21 protein-coding genes are annotated in these 19,361 nt (G+C 61.7%); 10 read left to right on the top strand and 11 right to left on the bottom strand.

The window, feature by feature from the left end; genetic code table 11:
* Positions 1–94 precede the first annotated feature (94 nt).
* Positions 95–520 (bottom strand): PIN domain-containing protein, encoded by a 426-nt coding sequence (locus tag ENJ54_11230; protein HFC10406.1) that lies wholly within the window; start codon positions 518–520, stop codon positions 95–97.
* Positions 517–759, bottom strand: a complete 243-nt coding sequence (locus ENJ54_11225; GenBank protein ID HFC10405.1) for an Arc family DNA-binding protein — start codon at positions 757–759, stop codon at positions 517–519. Before ENJ54_11225 ends, ENJ54_11230 begins: the two co-directional genes overlap by 4 nt.
* Positions 760–939: 180 nt before the next feature.
* Here ENJ54_11225 and ENJ54_11220 point away from each other — a divergent pair, with 180 nt between their 5' ends.
* Together ENJ54_11220 and ENJ54_11215 are read left to right on the top strand one after the other, a co-directional pair.
* Complete coding sequence (locus tag ENJ54_11220; protein HFC10404.1) at positions 940–1,821, top strand: YitT family protein; 882 nt, start codon at positions 940–942, stop codon at positions 1,819–1,821.
* 36 nt (positions 1,822–1,857) lie between these two features.
* Positions 1,858–2,922 carry a polymer-forming cytoskeletal protein gene (locus ENJ54_11215; protein ID HFC10403.1) on the top strand — a complete coding sequence of 355 codons (1,065 nt, stop codon included), beginning with the start codon at positions 1,858–1,860 and terminating at the stop codon, positions 2,920–2,922.
* A 33-nt stretch (positions 2,923–2,955) separates the two neighbouring features.
* Here ENJ54_11215 and ENJ54_11210 read toward each other — a convergent pair whose 3' ends face one another.
* The 8 genes from ENJ54_11210 to ENJ54_11175 all read right to left on the bottom strand — a co-directional run bounded on the left by ENJ54_11210 (position 2,956) and on the right by ENJ54_11175 (position 10,598).
* A complete protein-coding gene (locus ENJ54_11210; protein ID HFC10402.1) occupies positions 2,956–3,750 on the bottom strand; it encodes a hypothetical protein in 795 nt (264 codons plus the stop codon).
* A gap of 64 nt (positions 3,751–3,814) precedes the next feature.
* Entirely contained in the window at positions 3,815–4,219 is a 405-nt protein-coding gene (locus ENJ54_11205) for a DUF4332 domain-containing protein (GenBank protein ID HFC10401.1), read from the bottom strand.
* Between the two features lie 85 nt (positions 4,220–4,304).
* The gene (locus ENJ54_11200) at positions 4,305–4,997 is read right to left on the bottom strand and encodes a lysoplasmalogenase (protein HFC10400.1); all 693 of its coding nucleotides are present in this window, start codon (positions 4,995–4,997) and stop codon (positions 4,305–4,307) included.
* A gap of 2 nt (positions 4,998–4,999) precedes the next feature.
* Positions 5,000–5,938, bottom strand: coding sequence for a GTPase Era (locus tag ENJ54_11195; protein ID HFC10399.1), 939 nt, complete (start codon positions 5,936–5,938; stop codon positions 5,000–5,002).
* Positions 5,939–5,966: 28 nt separating this feature from the next.
* Complete coding sequence (mscL, locus tag ENJ54_11190) at positions 5,967–6,368, bottom strand: large-conductance mechanosensitive channel protein MscL (protein HFC10398.1); 402 nt, start codon at positions 6,366–6,368, stop codon at positions 5,967–5,969.
* A 421-nt stretch (positions 6,369–6,789) separates the two neighbouring features.
* Positions 6,790–8,109, bottom strand: coding sequence for a GTPase (locus ENJ54_11185; protein HFC10397.1), 1,320 nt, complete (start codon positions 8,107–8,109; stop codon positions 6,790–6,792).
* A gap of 61 nt (positions 8,110–8,170) precedes the next feature.
* A complete protein-coding gene (locus ENJ54_11180; protein HFC10396.1) occupies positions 8,171–9,559 on the bottom strand; it encodes an MBL fold metallo-hydrolase in 1,389 nt (462 codons plus the stop codon).
* Positions 9,560–9,635: 76 nt separating this feature from the next.
* Positions 9,636–10,598 (bottom strand): GNAT family N-acetyltransferase, encoded by a 963-nt coding sequence (locus tag ENJ54_11175; GenBank protein ID HFC10395.1) that lies wholly within the window; start codon positions 10,596–10,598, stop codon positions 9,636–9,638.
* Between the two features lie 167 nt (positions 10,599–10,765).
* Between ENJ54_11175 and ENJ54_11170 the strand changes: the two genes are divergently transcribed.
* Genes ENJ54_11170 through ENJ54_11145 form a run of 6 tightly spaced genes read left to right on the top strand, consistent with a single transcriptional unit; the run spans position 10,766 to position 14,504 of the window.
* Positions 10,766–10,942 carry a 50S ribosomal protein L34 gene (locus tag ENJ54_11170; protein ID HFC10394.1) on the top strand — a complete coding sequence of 59 codons (177 nt, stop codon included), beginning with the start codon at positions 10,766–10,768 and terminating at the stop codon, positions 10,940–10,942.
* Complete coding sequence (gene rnpA, locus ENJ54_11165) at positions 10,930–11,343, top strand: ribonuclease P protein component (GenBank protein ID HFC10393.1); 414 nt, start codon at positions 10,930–10,932, stop codon at positions 11,341–11,343. The genes ENJ54_11170 and rnpA overlap by 13 nt, the downstream gene beginning before the upstream one ends.
* The gene (gene yidD, locus ENJ54_11160) at positions 11,340–11,666 is read left to right on the top strand and encodes a membrane protein insertion efficiency factor YidD (protein ID HFC10392.1); all 327 of its coding nucleotides are present in this window, start codon (positions 11,340–11,342) and stop codon (positions 11,664–11,666) included. Before rnpA ends, yidD begins: the two co-directional genes overlap by 4 nt.
* Positions 11,667–11,676: 10 nt before the next feature.
* Positions 11,677–12,777 carry a hypothetical protein gene (locus ENJ54_11155; GenBank protein ID HFC10391.1) on the top strand — a complete coding sequence of 367 codons (1,101 nt, stop codon included), beginning with the start codon at positions 11,677–11,679 and terminating at the stop codon, positions 12,775–12,777.
* Between the two features lie 57 nt (positions 12,778–12,834).
* Positions 12,835–13,590, top strand: a complete 756-nt coding sequence (locus ENJ54_11150) for a YidC/Oxa1 family membrane protein insertase (protein ID HFC10390.1) — start codon at positions 12,835–12,837, stop codon at positions 13,588–13,590.
* 56 nt (positions 13,591–13,646) lie between these two features.
* Entirely contained in the window at positions 13,647–14,504 is an 858-nt protein-coding gene (locus ENJ54_11145; GenBank protein ID HFC10389.1) for a hypothetical protein, read from the top strand.
* Positions 14,505–14,672: 168 nt separating this feature from the next.
* Here ENJ54_11145 and ENJ54_11140 read toward each other — a convergent pair whose 3' ends face one another.
* Positions 14,673–17,678, bottom strand: a complete 3,006-nt coding sequence (locus tag ENJ54_11140; protein ID HFC10388.1) for a GAF domain-containing protein — start codon at positions 17,676–17,678, stop codon at positions 14,673–14,675.
* Between the two features lie 23 nt (positions 17,679–17,701).
* On the opposite strand from ENJ54_11140, the gene mraZ reads away from it, so the two are divergent.
* Together mraZ and rsmH are read left to right on the top strand one after the other, a co-directional pair.
* Entirely contained in the window at positions 17,702–18,424 is a 723-nt protein-coding gene (mraZ, locus tag ENJ54_11135; protein HFC10387.1) for a division/cell wall cluster transcriptional repressor MraZ, read from the top strand.
* Between the two features lie 9 nt (positions 18,425–18,433).
* A complete protein-coding gene (gene rsmH, locus ENJ54_11130) occupies positions 18,434–19,357 on the top strand; it encodes a 16S rRNA (cytosine(1402)-N(4))-methyltransferase RsmH (GenBank protein HFC10386.1) in 924 nt (307 codons plus the stop codon).
* Positions 19,358–19,361: the final 4 nt, after the last annotated feature.

Raw genomic sequence — 19,361 nt, 5'->3', positions numbered from 1 at the left:
TGTGAGCCCAGATGTGTGGGGCGTGTTCGGATGCCCGGATGTCTGGATGCCCAGATGTTTTGCAATGCCTCCGCCTGACCACCCAACGACCTGACTAAACGACTGCCTGACCAAATGACTGCCCCACAAAGGCATCCAGCGAAACCGCGATGTTTGGGAATTCCCGCAGAATTTGTTTGTCTACCGTCACCAGAGGCACTTTCAGGTCTTTGGCCAAAGCCACGAATTCGCAGTCGTATGTGGAACACGAACTGGTGTTGACCAGTGCCAGAACAGCCATGGAGGCCACTGCATACTCCCGGCCCGCCATCAGGCGGGTGGCCTCTTCCATGATGCGCACGGCATCTTCGAAAGACAAGAGGCGCTTTCTAAGATATTGCGCCAGCACGTTTCTAAACTCGCTTTGCCAGAGAATGGGCGCGGCCCATGTGGAATCCTTGAAAAGGGCTTGTTCTGCTTGGGATGAGCGCGGGCTGTGCAAGTACAGATAGCCGATGATATTTGTATCAACGACGATCATGGTCGGCCTTCCCGTTTGGCGGCGTTGAATGCCTCATCGGTGATAAGATAATGGGCTGTTTTTTCGCGTAACTGCCGCGCCCTTTCCACATACGCTTCTGGGGCAATTTTGTGACTGCGGATAGCATATTCCAGGCAGACGATGACTTCGCTGTTCAGGCTGCGCCGGTTGATTTCGGCGCGGCGTTTGAGTTGGGCATAGAGCTCGTTGGGAATGTTTTTAATCGTGAGTGTGGGCATGGAAAGCCTCCGTCGCGGTTCCGTTTTGGAACCGTTATGGAGGATATTGCAGGCTTTGTCAAGTCTGCGGTGACTACCTGCCCAACCGGTGCACTGACGAACCGACCCCCCGACGACTCGACGAAATGACCAAACGACTACCTGACTAAACGACTAAACGCCAATCCTCGAGGTGCCCCCGTGACCGTGAATTTCAAAGCCGTTTTTTCATGGCGGAACGTGCGTGATTACGCTTACCTTGCCGTGGGAGCGTTGTTACTGGCGCTTTCGCTGGATTTGTTCCTCGTGCCCGCGCATCTTGCTGCGGGCGGGGTGAGCGGCCTGGCGCAAATCATCAACTACTACACCGGCTGGCCAATTGGCGCGCTAACCCTTGTTTTCAACATCCCCCTTTTTGCGCTGGGGTGGCGTTTTCTCGGCGGGGCGCGCTTTGCCGTGCGGACCGCGGTGACCACGGTGCTCTTTTCGGTGCTGGTCGATGGCCTCGCGCCGTTTTTGCCCGCCCACGGCCTGACGGCTGACCCGATGCTGAATGTGCTTTACGGTGGCGTGATTGGCGGCCTGGGGGCCGGGTTGATTTACCGCGGCCGCGGCACCAGCGGCGGCACCGACATCCTCGCCCGCATTCTCACCCGCTGGCGACACATTCCAATTTCCCAGAGTTACCTCTTTTCAGACGCTGCGGTGATGTTGCTCGCGGGCGTTTCCTTTGGATGGGACCAGGCGCTGTATGCCATCGTCACGCTTTACATTGCCGGAGTAGCTGCCGAGGCCGTGACGGAAGGCTCCAACGTGGTGCGCACGGCGTTAATTGTAAGTGAGCGACCAGCCGATGTGGCAGCGAGCATTTTGCAACATCTCAACCGGGGCGTGACGCTGCTGGATGCCCGCGGCGCCTATACCGGCCGCAAGCGCACGGTGCTCTACTGCGTGGTGACGCGCGCCGAGGTTGGCCCCCTCAAAGCCCTGGTACGGGAAGCCGACCCCAAAGCCTTCATGGTGATAGGACACGCAGCGGAGGCGTTGGGCGAGGGCTTCCGTTCGTGGTATGATGAGGTATAAGAAAATCGGTGTTTCGATACCTTCAAGGAGGGTGTCATGCGCAAGACAGAATGGCGCATCGGGTTGCTGGTGGTTTTCCTGCTGGCAGTTGCAGCATTAGGGACTTCTCCGGCGTGGGCACGAAGCCCGCAGGAAGGCAAAGTGGTTTGGGGCGGAGAATACACCCTCCCACCGGGCCAGATACTGCAAGGCGACCTCACGGTGATCGGCGGGAAGGCAACCGTTGCCCCGCAGGCGGTGGTGACAGGCGACGCGAAAGTCATCGGCGGCACGCTGGTGATGAAGGGGACAGTGAAGGGGAACGTCACCGTCACCGGCGGAGAGGCGTGGATAGACGGGCAGGTAGACGGCGACGTGCGGCTGATTGGGGGCAAGGTTCACTTCGAGCGAAACGCAGTAGTCAAAGGCAAGGTGCATGTCGTCAGCGGTGGCGTTCAGATGATGTCGGGGGCGCAGGTACGCATTTTTATGGAAGGGCCGCAGCATGCGTTCTTTTGGCCGTGGCAACACGCGCACAGTGCCCCCATCGGGGCGGTGAATTTCCTGGCTCGCTGGCTGTGGCGGGGCATGCTGGCGGTGTTCTATGCGCTGGCGCTGGCAGTGTTGGCCGCGATGTTGTTCCTGTTCCTTGAGGGGCCCTCGCGCAAGGTCATCGAGGAAATTGAAAAAGCGCCGCTCGTAGCCGGTGGTGTGGGGCTGTTGGCGGCGGCGCTGTTGCCTGTGGTGCTGCTGGCTATGGCGATTACGTTGCTGCTTTTGCCGTTGGCTTTGGTTATGGCCGTAGCGGTGGCTGCTTTGGGGCTGTATGGCTGGCTGGTGTTGGGCCTGTTGCTTGGCGACCGGCTGGCGGAGGTAGGCCATGTGGCCTGGCACCCTGCTGTGAGCGGCGCGGTGGGCACTTTCTTGTTGACGTTGGTGGCGGGGCTGTTGAATATCATCCCTTGTGTGGGGTGGATCCCTGGCTTTCTGGCAGAGGCACTGGGCTTTGGGGCAGTGCTGCTGGTGTTGTGGGAATTCTCGCAGCAGCACCGCGGCAAAGGCCACGGCGAGAGTGTGGTGGTTGATGCTGCTTCGTCGGAAGGCCCGACGGCGTCAGCGTAGCGCGCTTTCCACCGGTCAGGCCGGGCGGCTTGGTCACTCGGCGTGACCGGTGGTGGTTTCCTTGCGTTGGAAAAACAGCCGATAAACCGGCACGCCGTGGTCGCGGCACCAGATTTGCCGGGTGGTGAGGGGCGCGTCGGCAAAGCGGGCTTCCAGCGCGGGGTTGTGGGGGGCAAAAAGAGGCTCGGCAGCCACTAAGGTTTCCACAAATTCGGGGTAGCCTTCCACGTCGGTTTCCACCCGCAGAATGCCGCCTGGCTTGAGTTTGCGCGCCAGGATGCCGATGAACCACGGCGCAAGCAGCCGCTTGGCCTGGTGTTTGGGCTTCCACCACGGATCGGGCATCAGGATGTGGAAGACTTCGACGCTTGCGTCGGGCAGCACGTCGGGGATGACGACGCGGGCGTCGTTGTCGCTCACCCAAAGGTTGGTGAGGCCGCGTTTTCGCGCCCGCTCATACATGCGGTGAGTGTACTTCCAGCGCACCTCAAAGGCGAGGAAATGGTGCTGGGGATGGCGCTGTGCCCAGGCGATGATGAAGCGCCCGTCGCCCGCACCGATTTCCACTTCCAGGGGGGCGGCAGCGAGGAATTCGTATAGCCTTTGAGTGTGTGCCGGGGAAGCCAGCCCGTGGCGATACCAGGGGGCGGGTTCAGGCGGCGCGGGGTGTTTCCAGCGGGGGCGGCGCGTGGGGTCACCGCCAATCAGGCCCTTGCCTTCCCGTTGCTGGCGCAGCCAGATTTCGGCCAGTTGCCGGGGGTCGATCTCAAGTTTGCCGCGCCCGCGGCGGATAGCCCCGCGATGTTTTCTGGGCAGGGTGTCGTTCATCGGCACTCCAGACGTGCGGCGGGGGGCGCAAGCGCGCCCCCCGGAATACGTTGAGGCAAATGGGTTAGTACTGGATGATGCGCGGCAATTCTTTGGCCTGGGCGATCCACGCCTTCACCATGTTTTGCGTGGGCAGGCGGCGCACCAGTTTCTTTGCTTTGTTGACCTCGACCAGTTTGGCGTAGAGGTTGTCGGGGTTGCGCTGGGCGAGTTCCACCACGGTGTCTACCCCGGCTTCTTCCAGCAGGTCGGCGTACTCGGGCCCAATGCCCTTGATGCGGAACAGGTCGGCATGGTTGACCCATTCGAGCACCAGTTTTTCGCTCACGCCGGCCAGCTCGGCAAGAGCCTGCCGCCCCTGCTTGGTGCTGCCTTTTTTCAACAGGTCGTTGGTGCCGCGCACACCCGCGGCGCGTAGTTTCCCGGCATAGACGTCGCCAATGCCTTCGATTGCTTCCAATTTAGCCATAATTTCTTGCTCCTTGAAAGGATGAAAAGACGAAGGGTGCCCCCATGGGCATGTTGACTGCTTTTATCCATTATATCATGGCTTTTCAGGAAGGCAGCGGGGCGCCGACGATGACGATGACGCCGAGCACGATGGCGATTTGCCCCACATGGTAGAGGATGCGGGTGAACAGCCTGCCGTGTGGAATGGGCCGCACAAAGCGGTTCCAGGCCAGCACGCCGTCGGAGGCGAAAAAGAGCACTGCCCCGACGGCCACGGCCAGCGCCCCGCTGCGAGGGATGTCGGTGCGGAAGGGCAGCATGAGCGCGGAGAGCACCATCAGGCTGATGGCGAGGGTGTAGGCCGCAACGGGCTTTTTCAGGAAGCCTTTGCCCGACGCGTTCAAGGCGGTGATCAACCGCTCGTAGAATTTGCCCGCGAGCATGCCTACACCAATAGCAAGGCCAGCAGTCCAGGCTGTGAAGGCGGGGGCGGTAAGGTTGAAAGCAATCAGGTAAGCCACGTGCGCCAGCAGGAAGGCCCCCAGCCCCCACGTGAAGCGTTCCCGGGGGAGCATGAGGAAGACATCGCCCGCGAGCGAGAAAACCAGCGCCACCACCACCCACGAGAGCAGCGGGGTGGGGCTGCCGAGGGATGCCGAAGCGGCCAGCACCGCCCCCAACAACGCCACGATGACGGCCGGTTTGGTGAAATAGCCCATTCGGCGGCGGGAAAGTGCCACCGCGAACCAGTCCCACAGAGCGATGGCGATGGCCGCGCCCAGCCAGGTCGTCCACATGGTCAGCGCTCCTTCTTTGCAGGCGGCAGGCGGAAGCCGAACCAGCGCAGGGTGCTGGCGTCGTTGCGCCAGTTCTTGCGCACCTTCACCCGCAGGTCGAGAAACACTTTGCGCCCGCTCATGGCTTCGATGGACTGCCGCGCCGTGCTGCCAATTTTCTTCAGCATCGCCCCGCCCTTGCCGATGACGATGCCCTTTTGGGAGTCGCGTTCCACGAACAGGGTGGCCGCGATGTACGCGCCGTGCTCACCGCGTTCCTTGAATTCGTCGATGCGCACCGCGAGGGCGTGGGGCACTTCGTCGCGCAGGTGCAGCAGCGCGGCTTCCCGAATCAGGTCGGCGGCGATTTCCCGCTCGGTGAGGTCGGTGAGGGTTTCTTCGTCGTAGTAGGGCGGGCTGACGGGCAGCTGCTTGAAAATCGCGTCCAGCAGCGTGTCCAGCCCTTCGCCGGTGAGTGCTGAAATCGGGATGAGCGGGGCTTCCGGCAGCAGTTCGCGATACATGGCCTGGTAGGCTTCCAGCCGGTCTTTCGGGGTGAGGTCCACCTTGTTGAAAACGATGAGCACCGGCAGGTCTTTGGCGGTCTGCTGCAGGAATTCGGCCACCAGGCGGTCTTCGGGGTGGGGGAGGTTGGAGCCATCGACCATGAAGAGGATGAGGTCGACGTCGTCCCAGGTGGAAAGCGCCTCGTAGTTCATTGCCTCGCCGAGTTTGTGGCGGGGCTTGTGGATGCCGGGTGCGTCCACGAAGACGATTTGGCCGCGCTCGGTGGTAAAGATGCCCAACTGGCGCTTGCGGGTGGTCTGCGGCCGGGGGGAGACCGCGGCGATTTTCTGCCCCAACAGGGCGTTCATCAGGGTCGATTTGCCGACGTTGGGGCGTCCGGCCAGGGCAACGAAGCCAGCGCGGTAGTTTTCGGGAAGAGGAGCCTCTGAAAGCACGGTTTACCCTTTGTGTGAGAAGAAGTTTTTAGCGCTGTTGTTTCAACAAGTCGCGGATTTCTTCCAAAAGAGCGACTTCTGGGGGAGGTGGCGCGGGGGTTTCCTCTTCAGGGGCTTCTCCCGGCTGTTTGAGGGCGTTGAGTCCTTTGATCATCAGGAAAATGGCTAAAGCGATGATAAGAAAATCGACCGTAGTTTGGATGAAATTGCCGTAACGTAATACGACGGCGGGTGTGTCGCCGCTGGCGGCTTTGAGGGTGATGGCAAGGTTGGAAAAATCCATACCTCCCAACGCCAGGCCAATGGGGGGCATGAGGATGTCGTTGACAAAGGAACTGACGATTTTGCCAAACGCTGCCCCGATGACAATACCTACAGCCATGTCGATGACGTTGCCGCGTGCGACGAAAGCCTTGAATTCTTGCCACATATTCATCGTTTTCCTCCTTGCGAGCGGATAAAATAGCCCCCAAGACTTTGTGCTTTGTGTACGGTGTAATGCTTTCCCGTGAGGGGGCGGCTTCATTCTAACATGAAAAAACTCACATAAAGAAAGGCGATGGACAAACGGGTGCGGCAAATGTCGTAGAAGCGTTGTTTCGCCTTTACCCCCCTTTGGCTCGCGACGCTCGCCTTTTTTCCTCCTCCGGGGAGAGGCGAGAAAGCCACACCCCTTCGACTTCGCTCAGCGGGCGGCTTGAGGGGAGAGGGCGTTTTCACCATCTGACGGACGTTTCTACAGATTTTGCGTGCACTCTGGACAAACAAAGGCTTGCTCCCCGTCTTGGTTGGAAAGGTGAGGAGCAAGCCGTCGAGCCAGGAATTTCGAGAGAGGGTTTAATAAAGGTGGGTTAGTGGCCGAAGCGCTCTTTCAGCAGGTCTTCCAGCGTCGGCGTGCCGATGACCTGCAATTCGTAGCGCACGCGGTCGCTGGGCTTGTCGATTTTCATCACGCGCCGCAGGTCAATTGGCGTGCCGATGATCACCAGGTCGGCATCGGCGCTGTTGATGGTTTCTTCCAGTTCGCGGATTTGGGTTTCGCCGTAGCCCATCGCGGGCAGCACCGCGCCCGTGGTGGGGTATTTGGCGTAGGTGTCGCGGATCGAGCCGACCGCGTAGGGGCGCGGGTCCACGATTTCCGCCGCACCGAAGCGCTTGGCCGCTACCCAGCCCGCGCCGTAGGCCATGCCGCCGTGGGTCAGGGTGGGACCGTCTTCCACCACCAGCACCCGCTTGCCGCGGATGGCCGCCGGGTCGTCCACGAAGATGGGCGAGGCGGCTTCCAGGATCGGCGCGTCGGGGTTGAGGGCGTGCAGGTTCTCGCGCACTTCCAGCACCGCGTCGGGGTCGGCGGTATCGACCTTGTTGATGATGAAGAGGTCGGCCATGCGGGCGTTGGCTTCGCCGGGGTGATACTTCATCTCGTGACCGGGGCGGTGCGGGTCGGCCACCACGATGTGAAAATCGCTCTTGTAGAACGGGATGTCGTTGTTGCCGCCGTCCCAGAGGATGATGTCGGCCTCTTTCTCGGCCTGGCGCAAAATGGCTTCGTAGTCCACGCCGGCGAAGACGATCATGCCGTTGTCTAAGTGCGGTTCGTATTCCTCGCGCTCTTCGATGGTGCACTTGTACTTGTCCAGGTCTTCGTAAGTGGCGAAGCGCTGCACGGCCTGCTCGGCCAGGTTGCCGTAGGGCATGGGGTGGCGGATGACGGCGACTTTGTAGCCCATGTCGCGCAAAATCAGGGAAACCCGTCGTGTGGTCTGGCTTTTGCCGCAGCCGGTGCGCACCGCGCCGATGGAAACCACCGGCTTGGACGACTCGACTAAGGTGCTTTCCAGCCCCATCAGCCGGAAATCGGCCCCGGCGGCGATGACTTCCGAGGCTTTGTGCATCACATACTCGTGGGGCACGTCGCTGTAAGCGAAGACCACCTGGTCAACCTTGAGTTCCTTGATAAGGCGTGACAGTTCGCTTTCCGGGTAAATCGGGATGCCTTTGGGGTACTGCTTGCCTGCCAGTTCGGGCGGGTAGGTGCGGCCTTCGATGTTGGGAATCTGAGTCGCGGTGAAGGCCACGACTTCGTAGTCGGGGTTGTCGCGGAAGAAAACGTTGAAGTTGTGGAAATCGCGCCCCGCGGCGCCCATGATGATGGTGCGAATGGGAGACATACGAACCTCCGATGAGGGGATTGGGAAAACAACAGCCATCCTGGCGATGGCTGCTGCTTTTTCAGAGGGTGAAACTGTCGTTCAGGTTGGGGTATTCCACTTTCATGCCGTGCTCGCGCAGGGCTTCGATGAGCGGCTCGGCGCCGCGCGGCTCGCCGTGGACGATGAACACCCGCTTGGCCTGCCCTTTGAGGCGCAGGGCATAATTGATGAGGGCGTTGCGGCCGGCGTGCGCCGAAAAGCCGTTGATGGTGGCGACTTCGGCACGCACGCGATATTCCTCGCCGAAAATGCGCACTACCGGCTCGCGGTCGGCCAGGCGGCGGCCTAAGGTGTAGGGCGCCTGCCACGACACGATGAGCACCGTGTTGAGCGGATTCCCGATGTTGTTTTTCAGGTGGTGCAGAATGCGCCCTGTTTCGGCCATGCCCGAAGCCGAAAGGATGACCATCGGGTCGGTGCGGTCGTTGAGGGCTTTGGAATCTTCCACCGAGCGGATATAGGTCACACGCCCAAAGCCGAGGACGTCGTCGCCCCGCAGCAGCATTTTGCGGGCTTCCTCATTGTAGCATTCCTGGTGCGCGTGATAGATTTCCGAGGCGTTCACGGCCAGGGGGCTATCGACGATGATGGGAATTTCGGGAATATCGCCGCTTTCGATCATGCGGTGGAGGGCGTAAACGAGTTCCTGGGTGCGGCCAACGGCAAAGGAAGGCACGATGACCTTGCCGCCGCGCTTGACGGTGCGCCGCACGACATCGCGCAGTTCCTGGAAGGCTTCCTGCACGTCGCGGTGGGGCTTGTCGCCGTAGGTGGATTCCATCAGCAGGTAATCGGCGCGGTCGGGCAGCACCGGGTCGCGCAGGATGGGAATGTGGCGGCGGCCAATGTCGCCGGAAAACCAGAGCCGCACCTTGCGGCCCTTTTCTTCCAGGTCGAGCACGATGGCTGCCGAGCCGAGGATGTGCCCGGCATCCACGAATTTGGCGCGCACGCCCGGCACGACTTCGAAAGTGTAGTTGTAGGGCATGGAGATGAAGTGTTCGGCTACCCGGGCGGCGTCTTCGATGGTGTAGAGCGGGTCTACGGGCGGCAGGCCCTTGCGGCGGCGCTTTTTGTTCAGGTATTTGACGTCGGATTCCTGAATGTGGCCGGAATCGAGCAGCATGATGTTGGCGAGGTGCGCCGTGGCCGAAGTGGCAAAAATTGGCCCCTCATAGCCGTTTTTGACTAAGAGGGGCAGGTTGCCGCTGTGGTCGATGTGCGCGTGGGAAAGCACCACCGCGTCGATGCTGCGCGGGTCGAAGCCGAAATGCAGATTGCGCTCGTAGGTTTCCTTGCGGCGGCCCTGGTAGAGGCCGCAGTCCAGTAACACACGTTTGCCGTTGATTTCCAGCAGGTGGCGAGAGCCAGTGACGGTACGGGCAGCGCCGTGGAAGGTGATGCGCATGGGGAAGCCTCCTTGGTAGCGGGGAAGGCCGTTGGAGCGGCCCGGTTGTGTCTGTTTTCATTGTAGCACGCCTGGGTTAACTTTCTATAAGCGGTGCCCATTTCATCCACAGCAAATGCCGCTTGGCCTCGAAACCCGCGGCGCTCAACCCTTCGGCGAGGAAGCCCTGGGGAAGTTCGCCGCGCAGAGGGCGAGGGGCATGGCGGCGGAGTGGGGCGAGGAGAGCGGCAACTTCGGCAGGGGGCAGGTCGGGAGGGGCGGCCAGCAGGAAAGCATCGGTGGGCGAGCCGCCGGTGGGAAGCCATGCTGCCGTGCCCAGCAGCCGCTTTGAGCGGGTAGCAACCCACATGCGGAAAGACAAAGGGTGCAACAAGCGCCACGCGAAGCCGCGCCAGCCGGGGGCCAGCCCTCGCCATGAAGCCAACGGCCTGTGCCATGCCCGTTCCGCGGGATAGATGGTCTGCAACCATGCTTTCACTTGCGGCCATTCCCTGCGGCGAGTGAGTCGGGAATGCACGCGGATGCCCGGCAAGGTGGGCGCGGTGGCCTGTGCATCGGGCTGGGCTTTCCACAGGGTTACGACGTCGCGGTCGGTGAAGCCCAGACGGTGATAGAGGGCGATAGCGCCCTTGTTCCAGGTTTCCACCTGAAGCCACACGGCCTGCGCCCCGCGCTGGCGGGCATGGCGGAGGGTGGCCTGCATCAGCGCGGCGGCGATGCCCTGCCGCCGGTAGGCCGGATGCACAGCGACGTTGACAATCAGGTATTGCTTGGGTTTGGCCTGGAGAGGGATCAGGCTGACGTTGCCCACGATGCGCCCATCGGCTTCCCACACGAAGCCATAAAGCGGCGCGCCGGGAATTTCACGGGCGGCATAGGCGCGCTGGGCGCTGCGGCTGCGGGCGATGCGGCGCAACTGACGGAGGGCGGCGTGGCCGTCCTCGTCCAGCCGCTCGGCAAAGGCCGTGGAAAGCAGGTCGGCAATGCCGGGAAGGTCGTGGCGGAGGTCAATCCAACGAGGGCGATTTGAGGAAGGCATGAGCGTGTGTTGGGTGGTGAGGGTTGGGTGAAGTATATCATTTTTGCTTTGACCAAACGCCGAGGTTGCGGTATAATCCCCCCGCACTGCCCCATCCGCCTGGATGGGGAGGCTTTTGTTTGCCTGTTCTCAGCCTGTGGGCTGAAATCTTGTCGCGAGGGAGAACGATGCCGAAGAGGACTTATCAACCTAAAATCCGCCGTCGCCTGCGACGGCACGGTTTCCGCGCCCGCATGGCCACGCGGGGCGGTCGGTTGGTGCTCAAGCGCCGCCGTTTGAAGGGCCGCCATCGCCTGACGGTCAAAATGAACAATCACGTCAAGCGGATCAACTGGAAAGCCTAAGCGTCGGCTGCCTGCCCGGCTGCGGCAATGCTGTGAATCGCAGGTTTCGCCTGAGGAAGAACTCGGATTTTCAGCGGGTGCGGCGTGAAGGAAAGGCTTACGCCCACCCGCTGGTCGTATTGATTGTGGCGCCCAACGGCCTGCCACAGGTGCGCGTGGGGGTGGCGGCGGGCCGCAGCGTGGGGAAGGCGGTGCAACGGAACCGAGCCAAGCGCCGCTTGCGCGAAATTATGCGCCCCCTTGTGCCGCTTTTGCCTCCAGGCTATGACCTGATGTTGATTGCCCGCAAGCCGATGGCCGATGCCCCTTTCGCCGCCATCCGTGCTGCGGTGGTGAGCCTGTTGCAGCGGGCGGGACTGCTTGCTGACCAGCCCGACGCCGCTTCGTCGGATTCCTTATGAGCCATACGCATACGCACCCGCACGACCACGAGGCCTTTGACTTCTCGTTGCGTCCTCCCAACCCCGACCCTTCGCCGTTGGGAGCTTTGCCGCGTACCCCCAACTATTGGCCGCGGCTGGCGCTGTTGTTGTTGGTGCGGCTGTATCAAATGACTTTGGCGAAGACTTTGCCGCCCAACACTTGCCGCTTCTACCCCACCTGCTCGCATTATGGCTATGAGGCCATTTACAAATATGGTGTCATCAAGGGGGGGCTGATGGCGATCTGGCGGGTGTTGCGCTGCAATCCATTCAACCCGGGCGGGTACGACCCCGTTCCCTAAGAGTATCCTTATGGAGAGAAATTTGAAGAAACGCTGGTTGTTGCTGATTGTGTCCCTGGCTGCCGTGTTGGCGCTCAGTGCTTGTGGCTCCCGTTTGGGGGCTAATAGTTGGCCGGGCGTCAGTGTGGACGAAGAGACGGTGTATGTGGCTGCCGGCCCAGCGGTGTATGCCCTCAATGCCAAAACCGGGGTTTTTCGCTGGGCATTCCGTGGGGAAGGCAAATCGTTCAGTGCCTATGCTGCACCGGCCGTGGCCCCCGACCATAGTGTGGTGGTTGTGGGCGATTATAGCGGGGCGCTTTACGGCCTTTCCGGGGGCGACTTGCTCTGGAAATTCAGCGGTGCTCAAAGCCATTATGTGGCTTCGCCGCTGGTAACGCAAGATGCCATTTATGCCCCTAATGCCGATGGTTCCCTCTACGCGCTGGACTTGAAGGGCCATCAGAAGTGGGTCTTCCGGGCCGATGGGCAGCCCCTGTGGGGAACGCCGGCCTTTGACGGCACACGCCTGTATGTGCCTTCCCTGGGGCACCACCTCTATGCCGTGAACGCTGCCGATGGCTCGCTGGTGTGGGATGTGGACCTCGGCGGCGCTTTGGCTTCCCAGCCGACGCTGGTGGATGGGGTGCTCTATGTTGGCACTTTTGCCAACGACGTCGTGGCCCTCAACGCCGAGGACGGTAAAGTGCTGTGGAAGGCCAAAACGGCGGGGTGGGTCTGGAGCGCGCCGGCTTATGCCGACGGCATGCTCTACGTGGGTGATATTACTGGCAAGTTTTTTGCACTCCGTGCCCAGGATGGCGAAACTGCCTGGACGGAAAGCCCCGATGGCGCGATTGTAGGCCGCCCCCTTGTGATGGATGGCACGGTTTACTTCACGACCGAAAACAACCTCGTGCTGGCCTTCACGCCCGATGGTAAGCCGCTCTGGCAGCACACGGTGCAGGGCAAACTTTATGCCTCGCCCGTGGCGGGGGATGGCTTAGTGTTTGTCGCTCCCTACAAAGGTGATGAACTGGTGCTGGCCTTCACGCCTGATGGGAAAACCCAATGGACGCTTTCGGTAAAGGATGCCGAGGCTGCACTCAAAACGGCTACGGAACAGAAGTAGCACCGTGTGCCGCTGCGGCGGCTTTTTATCCCCCTCTGAGGCGAAACGGAACGCACTATGTGGAATACGCTTGTCATTGACCCCATGCTCAACAGCCTGTTGTGGATCTACAACCTGGTAGGCCACAATTTTGGCCTGGCGATCATTGTCTTCACCTTGCTCATCCGCTTGTTGGTGTACCCTCTCACCAAGCAGCAACTTGAGGGGGCGGAGGCAATGCAAAAACTCCAGCAGGACCCCCGCTGGAAGAAAATCCAGGAAAAATACAAGAACGACAAAGAGAAACTGGCGCAGGAGCAAATGCGCCTTTACAAGGAACTTGGCGTCAACCCCTTTGCCTCGTGCCTGCCTACGGTGGTGCAGTTTGGGGTGCTCTTCGGGTTGTACTATGCCGTCATCAAAGGGCTGGCGCACGCTCCCATTGAACTGATCGACCTCCACAATCACATCTACCCGATTTTCGACACTGCCAAACTCATCCCGCTCAACAGCCACTTCCTGTGGATGGATTTGGGGCGGCCCGAATGGCTGCACATTCCGGGGCTTCCTTTTGGTATTCCCACGTTGGCAATTCTGGTCGGCATTACTTCCTACATCCAGTCGAAAATCATGACGCCCACCTCGGGCAGCGGGCAGCAGGGCGCGATGATGGGGCAGATGATGACCATTTACATGCCCCTTTTCCTCTTCTACCTCACACTGACATTCCCTTCGGGTTTAGGGCTGTACTTCCTCATCAGTAACCTGGCAACGATTGGTCAATACGCTATGATGGGCAAACTGGATATGAAGAAGATATTTAGTTTCAGATAGCAGGAAGCCTGGCCCTTGGCCCGCCCACCGGCACTTTGTGAGAAAGCGAGGCTCTTATGCACGAACAAGCGCGTACGACTTTGGAAGTGATTGCTCCGACCGTGGACGAGGCCGTAGCCAAAGGTCTGGCCCAGTTGGGCCTGCCGCTGGAAGCCGTAGAAGTCGAAATTCTTGACCGCGGCGGGCGGGGGTTGTTCGGCCTCTTGGGGCACCGAGATGCCCGGGTGCGTTTGGTAGTGAAAGCCCCGCCCGAAGCCCCTTCGGCGCCTGCACCCGCGCCGCAACCGCAGCCCGCTCGCCGGGCGCCCCAACCCCGGCCGGCGGCACCTTCGGAAGCCCGCCCGCCCCAGCAGCGGACGCGCAGCCGCCGTGGGAAATCTTCCCGAGGTAAAGCGCCTGCTGCCCCCTCGAAGCGGCCTGCAGCAGCCGCTGCCGATGGCGACCGCACTTTGCGGGTTGCGCAGGAAACCGTGGCCGAATTGCTGGAGAAAATGGGCGTGCGCGCCGAAGTCACGGCTCGCTATGGCGAGGCTGAAAAAGGCCATCGCCCCCCGGTCTTGGTTGACATCAGCGGCCATGACCTCAGCATCCTCATTGGGCGGCGTGCCGAGCGCCTCAACGCCCTGCAGTTCATTACGCGCCTCATCGTGGGCAAAGAACTGGGGCGTACCGTCACGGTGATTGTGGATGTTGAGCATTACCGCAGGCGCCGCGAAGAGCAACTGCGGCGCATGGCAAAGCGGATGGCCGAACAGGCGGCCCGCACCGGTCGCCGGGTTTCCATGGAGCCGATGCCTGCCAACGAGCGCCGCATCATCCACATTGCCCTGCGCGATGACCCGCGGGTGACCACTGAAAGCGTGGGGCGCGAACCGCGGCGAAAAGTGACCATCATCCCCGTGAAGCACGCTTGAACAAGAAACATCCCCTGAAGGCAGCCTGCCCGCTGCCTGGAATGCCAACGCCCGCTACGCAAGCGGGCGTTTGTTTTTTAACCTCAGTTTTGGGCCATGCTGCTTGCAGCGTTCCGCGCTCAGTGGCATGTTCTTGGCCAGCGGCGTCTGCTGGCGCTCGCGCTCCGCTCAGGGTGCGGGCGTTGGGGGGAAGGGGCGCGGGCTGTGGCTGGCGCGAGGAGGCGGCGACGGCGAGAGATAGTCGATGACTTCCAAAAAGGCTTCGACCACGTGGGGGTCGTAGAGTTTGCCGGCCTGCCGCCGAATTTCGGCGACGGCCTCTTCGTGCGAGCGGGGCGCGTGATACACCCGCTTGTCAATCATGGCGCCATAGGAATCAACCACCGCCAGGATGCGCGCCCCCAGCGGAATGGCTTCCCCTTTCAGGCCCCGAGGATAGCCGCTGCCGTCCCAGCGCTCATGGTGGGCTTCCACAATTTGCGCCACGGCTTCCAGGCGGCGCAAAGGGCGGAGAATGCGCGCCCCGATGAGGGGGTGCTGGCGCATGATTTCCCACTCGCGCGGGGTCAGGGGGCCGGGCTTGAGCAGGATTTCGTCGGGAATGCCAATTTTGCCGATGTCGTGCAGTAGGGCGGCCAGCCGCACGGTTTCCGTTTCTTCTTCCGAGAGCCCCATGGCATGGGCTACGGCCCCGCTCCATTCGGCCAATTGCTTGCTGTGACCGCCGTGGTAATGGTCGCGAGCGTCCATCGCTTGCGAAAGCGCCAACACCGCTTGCAGGAAAGCCTCTTCCAACTGGCTGGAAGTATGGGCGCGTTGCAGTGCCGTCGCGCCGATTTCGGCCAGCGCGTCCAGCGGGGTGATTTCCTCTTCGCTGAACGGCTCAGCGCCGTGGGGCCGCCCGACGAGCAGCATCCCCACCATGTCGCCGCTGCGGGTGTGTAACGGGATGGCCACCGCAGGCCCGATGTGGCGTACCCAGTGTGGGTGTTGGAGCAGCGGCGACTGGCTCAGGTCGCGGAAAGTGACCAAACGGTTGGCTTGGGCCAGGTAATGGGTTAGCCCCCCTGAAGTGGGGGAGAAGAAATGGCCGATGAGGTGGGCGTCCATGCCGATGACATATTCCACCACGGCCTGGGTTTTGGCCTCATCGGCGTAACGCACAATCATCGCGCTTTCGGCTTTCCCCAGGCGAATAGCCTGCTCGGCCAGTTTCTGGGCGATTTCCTGCGGGGTGTTGGCTTCACGCAGGGCCGCGCTGGCAGCGGAAAGCACCGAGAGTTGCCGAATTTTGCTTTGCAGCGTGTCAACCAATCGCGCGTTTTCCAGCGCAATGGCGGCGTAATCGGCCAGCATTTGCAGCAGGCTGGTTTCGTCGCGCGAGAAGCGCCTGGGCCGATGCCAGGCGACATTCATCACGCCGTGAACTTTGCCGTGGGCGATGAGAGGGATGCTGATGATCGCGCCTTCCCACGGGGCGTCGGTGAAAAGCGGGTCTTTGCGGATGTTGGGCACGACGCGCATTTGCCCGCTGTGGGCCACGGTGTAGGTGATGCCGTGGGGGCGGGGTATGTTGAGGGGGTGGTCTTGAATTTTGCCGTCCCAAATGGCCGTGCCGAAGGTGATTTTTTCGCCATCGTAGAGGAAGATGTGGGCGTCGTCGGCGTCTACGATGCGCAGGGTTTCCCACAGCAGGTTGGAAAGTACCTCCGATGGCTCGAGGCTGGCGACCAGTTGCAGACTGGCTAAGCGCAACGTGTTGAGTTCCTCGCGGCGGCGATGTTCGTGCTGGAAAAGGCGGGCGTTTTGCAGCGCGATGGTCGCTGCGCTGGCTAAGGTCTGGGCCAGGTGCATGTGTTCTTCGGTGAAGCGGTAGGGCTCAGAGGCATCTAAAGCCAGAACGCCTATGGTTTTGTCGTTGTAAATGAGGGGAACCCCCAGCCAGCAGCGGACGTTTTGGGTGAAGTCCAGCGGTTGCCAGTCGGGGAATTGGGTAACGTCGGGAATGAGCAAGGGCCGGCGGGTTTCGACTAAAATGGTCATGGTGGGCCATTCCCGGGGGGGCAGCGGGAGGTTGTTAATCTGCGCGTTGAATTCCTCGGGTGTGACGGCATAGCCGCTGATGTGGCGCACGATCAGGTCGTCGTCTTCGGTCCATTCCCACACCGAAGCCTGTTCGTAAGGCACCACGGCCTGCAGGCCTTCCAGCAACCGACGGAAGATCATGTCGGTGTCCAGTGAGCGGTTGAGGGAAAGCACGAGGTTGGTCAGCGCCCGGGCCTGGTAGAGGGCGTGGCGCTCTTCTCGCAGTTTGATGGCGCGATACACAGCCGAGGAAAGCCAGTGCACCGTGGTCGAGATGAATTCCAGGATGGAGGGTGTGGCGTCTTCCTGCTGTTGCCAGCCAAGGTGCAGTAGCCCGTAGATGTTAGGCCCGATGGGCAGGCGGTAAACCCCCACCCATTGCACACCTTTCTTGCGCAGCGCATGGCGCAAGGGGGCCACGGGCAGTTTTTCGATGGAAGAGAAATGCCATTCCAACATGGGGGGAATTGGCGGGAGCACTTCCAACGGGCAGTGTTCGCCCGCATGGGTGAGGTGCGTGCCAATGGGCTGATAGACGGCCAGCACCTCGCCCGTTTGGCTGCTATCGTTGCGCACGACAACCGAAGCGCCCCATATCGCCCGCGCCGACTCGGCCAGCAAGGTGAGGGCTTCGGTGGCGATGACGTGGGGGTTGTCGGACGCGAACACGCGTTTGTCGAGCCGTTTGAGGTAAGTGAGTTGATGGCGAAGAGGGGCGTAATCGGCCAGCAGGCGCCGGGCGCGGGCGGCCAGTAACAGGGGCTGGGGTGGCGTTTTGGGCAGGTAATCGTCCAGGCCGCGGTCGAACAAGTGCGCCACTGTGCCCTCGGCGACGCGGTCGCTGAGCAAAATGACCGGCGTGTGGCGATGTTGGCGGGTGAGGTAGGCCAACAGGTCTTCGACAGTCCCCCAGGGAAGCTGGGCTTCGGTCAGGATGACCTGCGGCCAGGCCTCGTGTTTGAGCGCGCGTTTCCAGGCCCGGGTCGAGGTAATCGAAAGCACCCGCGCGCCGTTAAAGTGGGTTTCGAGCGCGGCGCGAGCCCACGAAATGCTGGCAGGGTCGGGGTCTAAAATCCAGAAATGCAGCATGAGGTGCAGGTGAGGTGCAGTGCATGGGGCCTGGCAAAGAAGGGGGGCAGTGGGCGATGGTGGGGGCAGAGGAGACGCAACTCACCATTATTGTAACAGTAAAACCCGCAAATGCGAGCGGGAAGCGGCCGTCAGGGGGGCAAACGGGCTGCGCCAGCGCGGCGGGGTGGCGCGGGACTTGCTTTTTTGCCCAAATTCCTTTATACTGTGGGTGGTTGTGGGATAAAGTGTCGCGAAGTGGAGCGCCGGTCAGCGGCGTTTCTGCTTTAATTGGGAGATGCGAACAAATGTTCTTGGGCCGTTATCGCCACAGTTTGGATAAGAAAGGACGCCTGACCATTCCGGCGCGCTTTCGCGACTTGCTGCGCGAGGGGGCTTACCTCGTGCAGGGTTTCGACCGCAACCTGATGGTGCTGACGCCTCCCGTCTTCCAGCAGATTTACCGCCGCGTCAACGCGCTGAGCATGACCGACCCTGTGGCGCGGCAACTCAAGCGCCTCATCTTTTCGGCTGCCAGCCCGGTTGAAGTGGATAGCGCCGGTCGCATTCTCATTCCTCCCTACTTGCGGGAAGCCGTGGGGCTGGATGGCGAGGCTGTCATCGTGGGCGTGGGCGATTACTTTGAGATTTGGCCGCCGCAGGATTGGGAGGCCCAAAACGCCTTACTGCAAGACGCTGAGGCCAACGCCCGTCGTTTCGCGGCGCTTGACCTTTCCCCCGGCGACGACGCGCCCGCTCAACCGTAGGAGGCCCCGGTGCCCTGGCCGCACCAGCCGGTACTTTACCAGGAAGTTTTAGAAGCCCTTCGCCCGCGTGCAGGCGGCCGCTATGTGGATGGCACGCTTGGTGCTGGCGGCCATGCTTTTGGCATTCTGGAAGCCAGCAGCCCCGATGGTGTGTTGCTGGGGCTGGATGTGGACCCCGCGGCCCTGGCACTTGCCGCGGAGCGCCTGGCGCTTTTCGGTGAGCGAGCCCTTTTGCGGCGTGGCTCTTATGCCGACCTGGCCGCACACCTTCAGGCTGTGGGGTGGGAAGGCGTGGATGGCATTCTCCTCGACCTGGGCGTTTCGTCCATGCAGGTGGATGTGGCCGAGCGGGGCTTTTCCTTCCGCCACGATGCCCCGCTCGACATGCGTTTCGACCCTTCCCAGCCGTTGACGGCGGCCGATTTGGTCAACACGCTGGACGAGGCTGCCCTGGCCGATATCCTCTGGCGCTATGGCGAAGAGCGCCGGTCCCGGCAGGTGGCGCGGGCCATTGTGCGCCATCGTCCCATCCGCACGACGGGCGAACTGGCCGAGGTGGTGGCTGGGGCCACTCGCTCGGGCAAGCGAGGCATGCACCCCGCGACGCGCACTTTCCAGGCGCTGCGCATTGCTGTCAATCGGGAACTGGACAACCTCGAGCGGGTGCTTCCCCAGGCTGTGGCAGCGCTGAACCCCGGCGGGCGGCTGGCGGTGATTGCTTTCCATTCGCTGGAAGACCGCATGGTCAAGCACTTTCTGCGGGCAGAGAGTGGCTATTGCGTGTGCCCGCCCGAGATGCCGCATTGCGATTGCGACCGCCCGGCGCGGGTGCAGTTGTTGAAGCCGTTCCCCATGCGCCCCACCGCCGAGGAAATGGCCCGTAACCCCCGTGCCCGCAGCGCCCGGTTGCGTGTGGCCGAGAAGTTGGCATAGGGCT

Source organism: Chloroflexota bacterium, assembly GCA_011322445.1.
Taxonomy (GTDB): Bacteria; Chloroflexota; Anaerolineae; order Anaerolineales; family DRMV01; genus DRMV01.
Note: the sequence above shows the minus strand (reverse complement) of the source record. Positions and strands in the feature narration are given on the sequence as shown.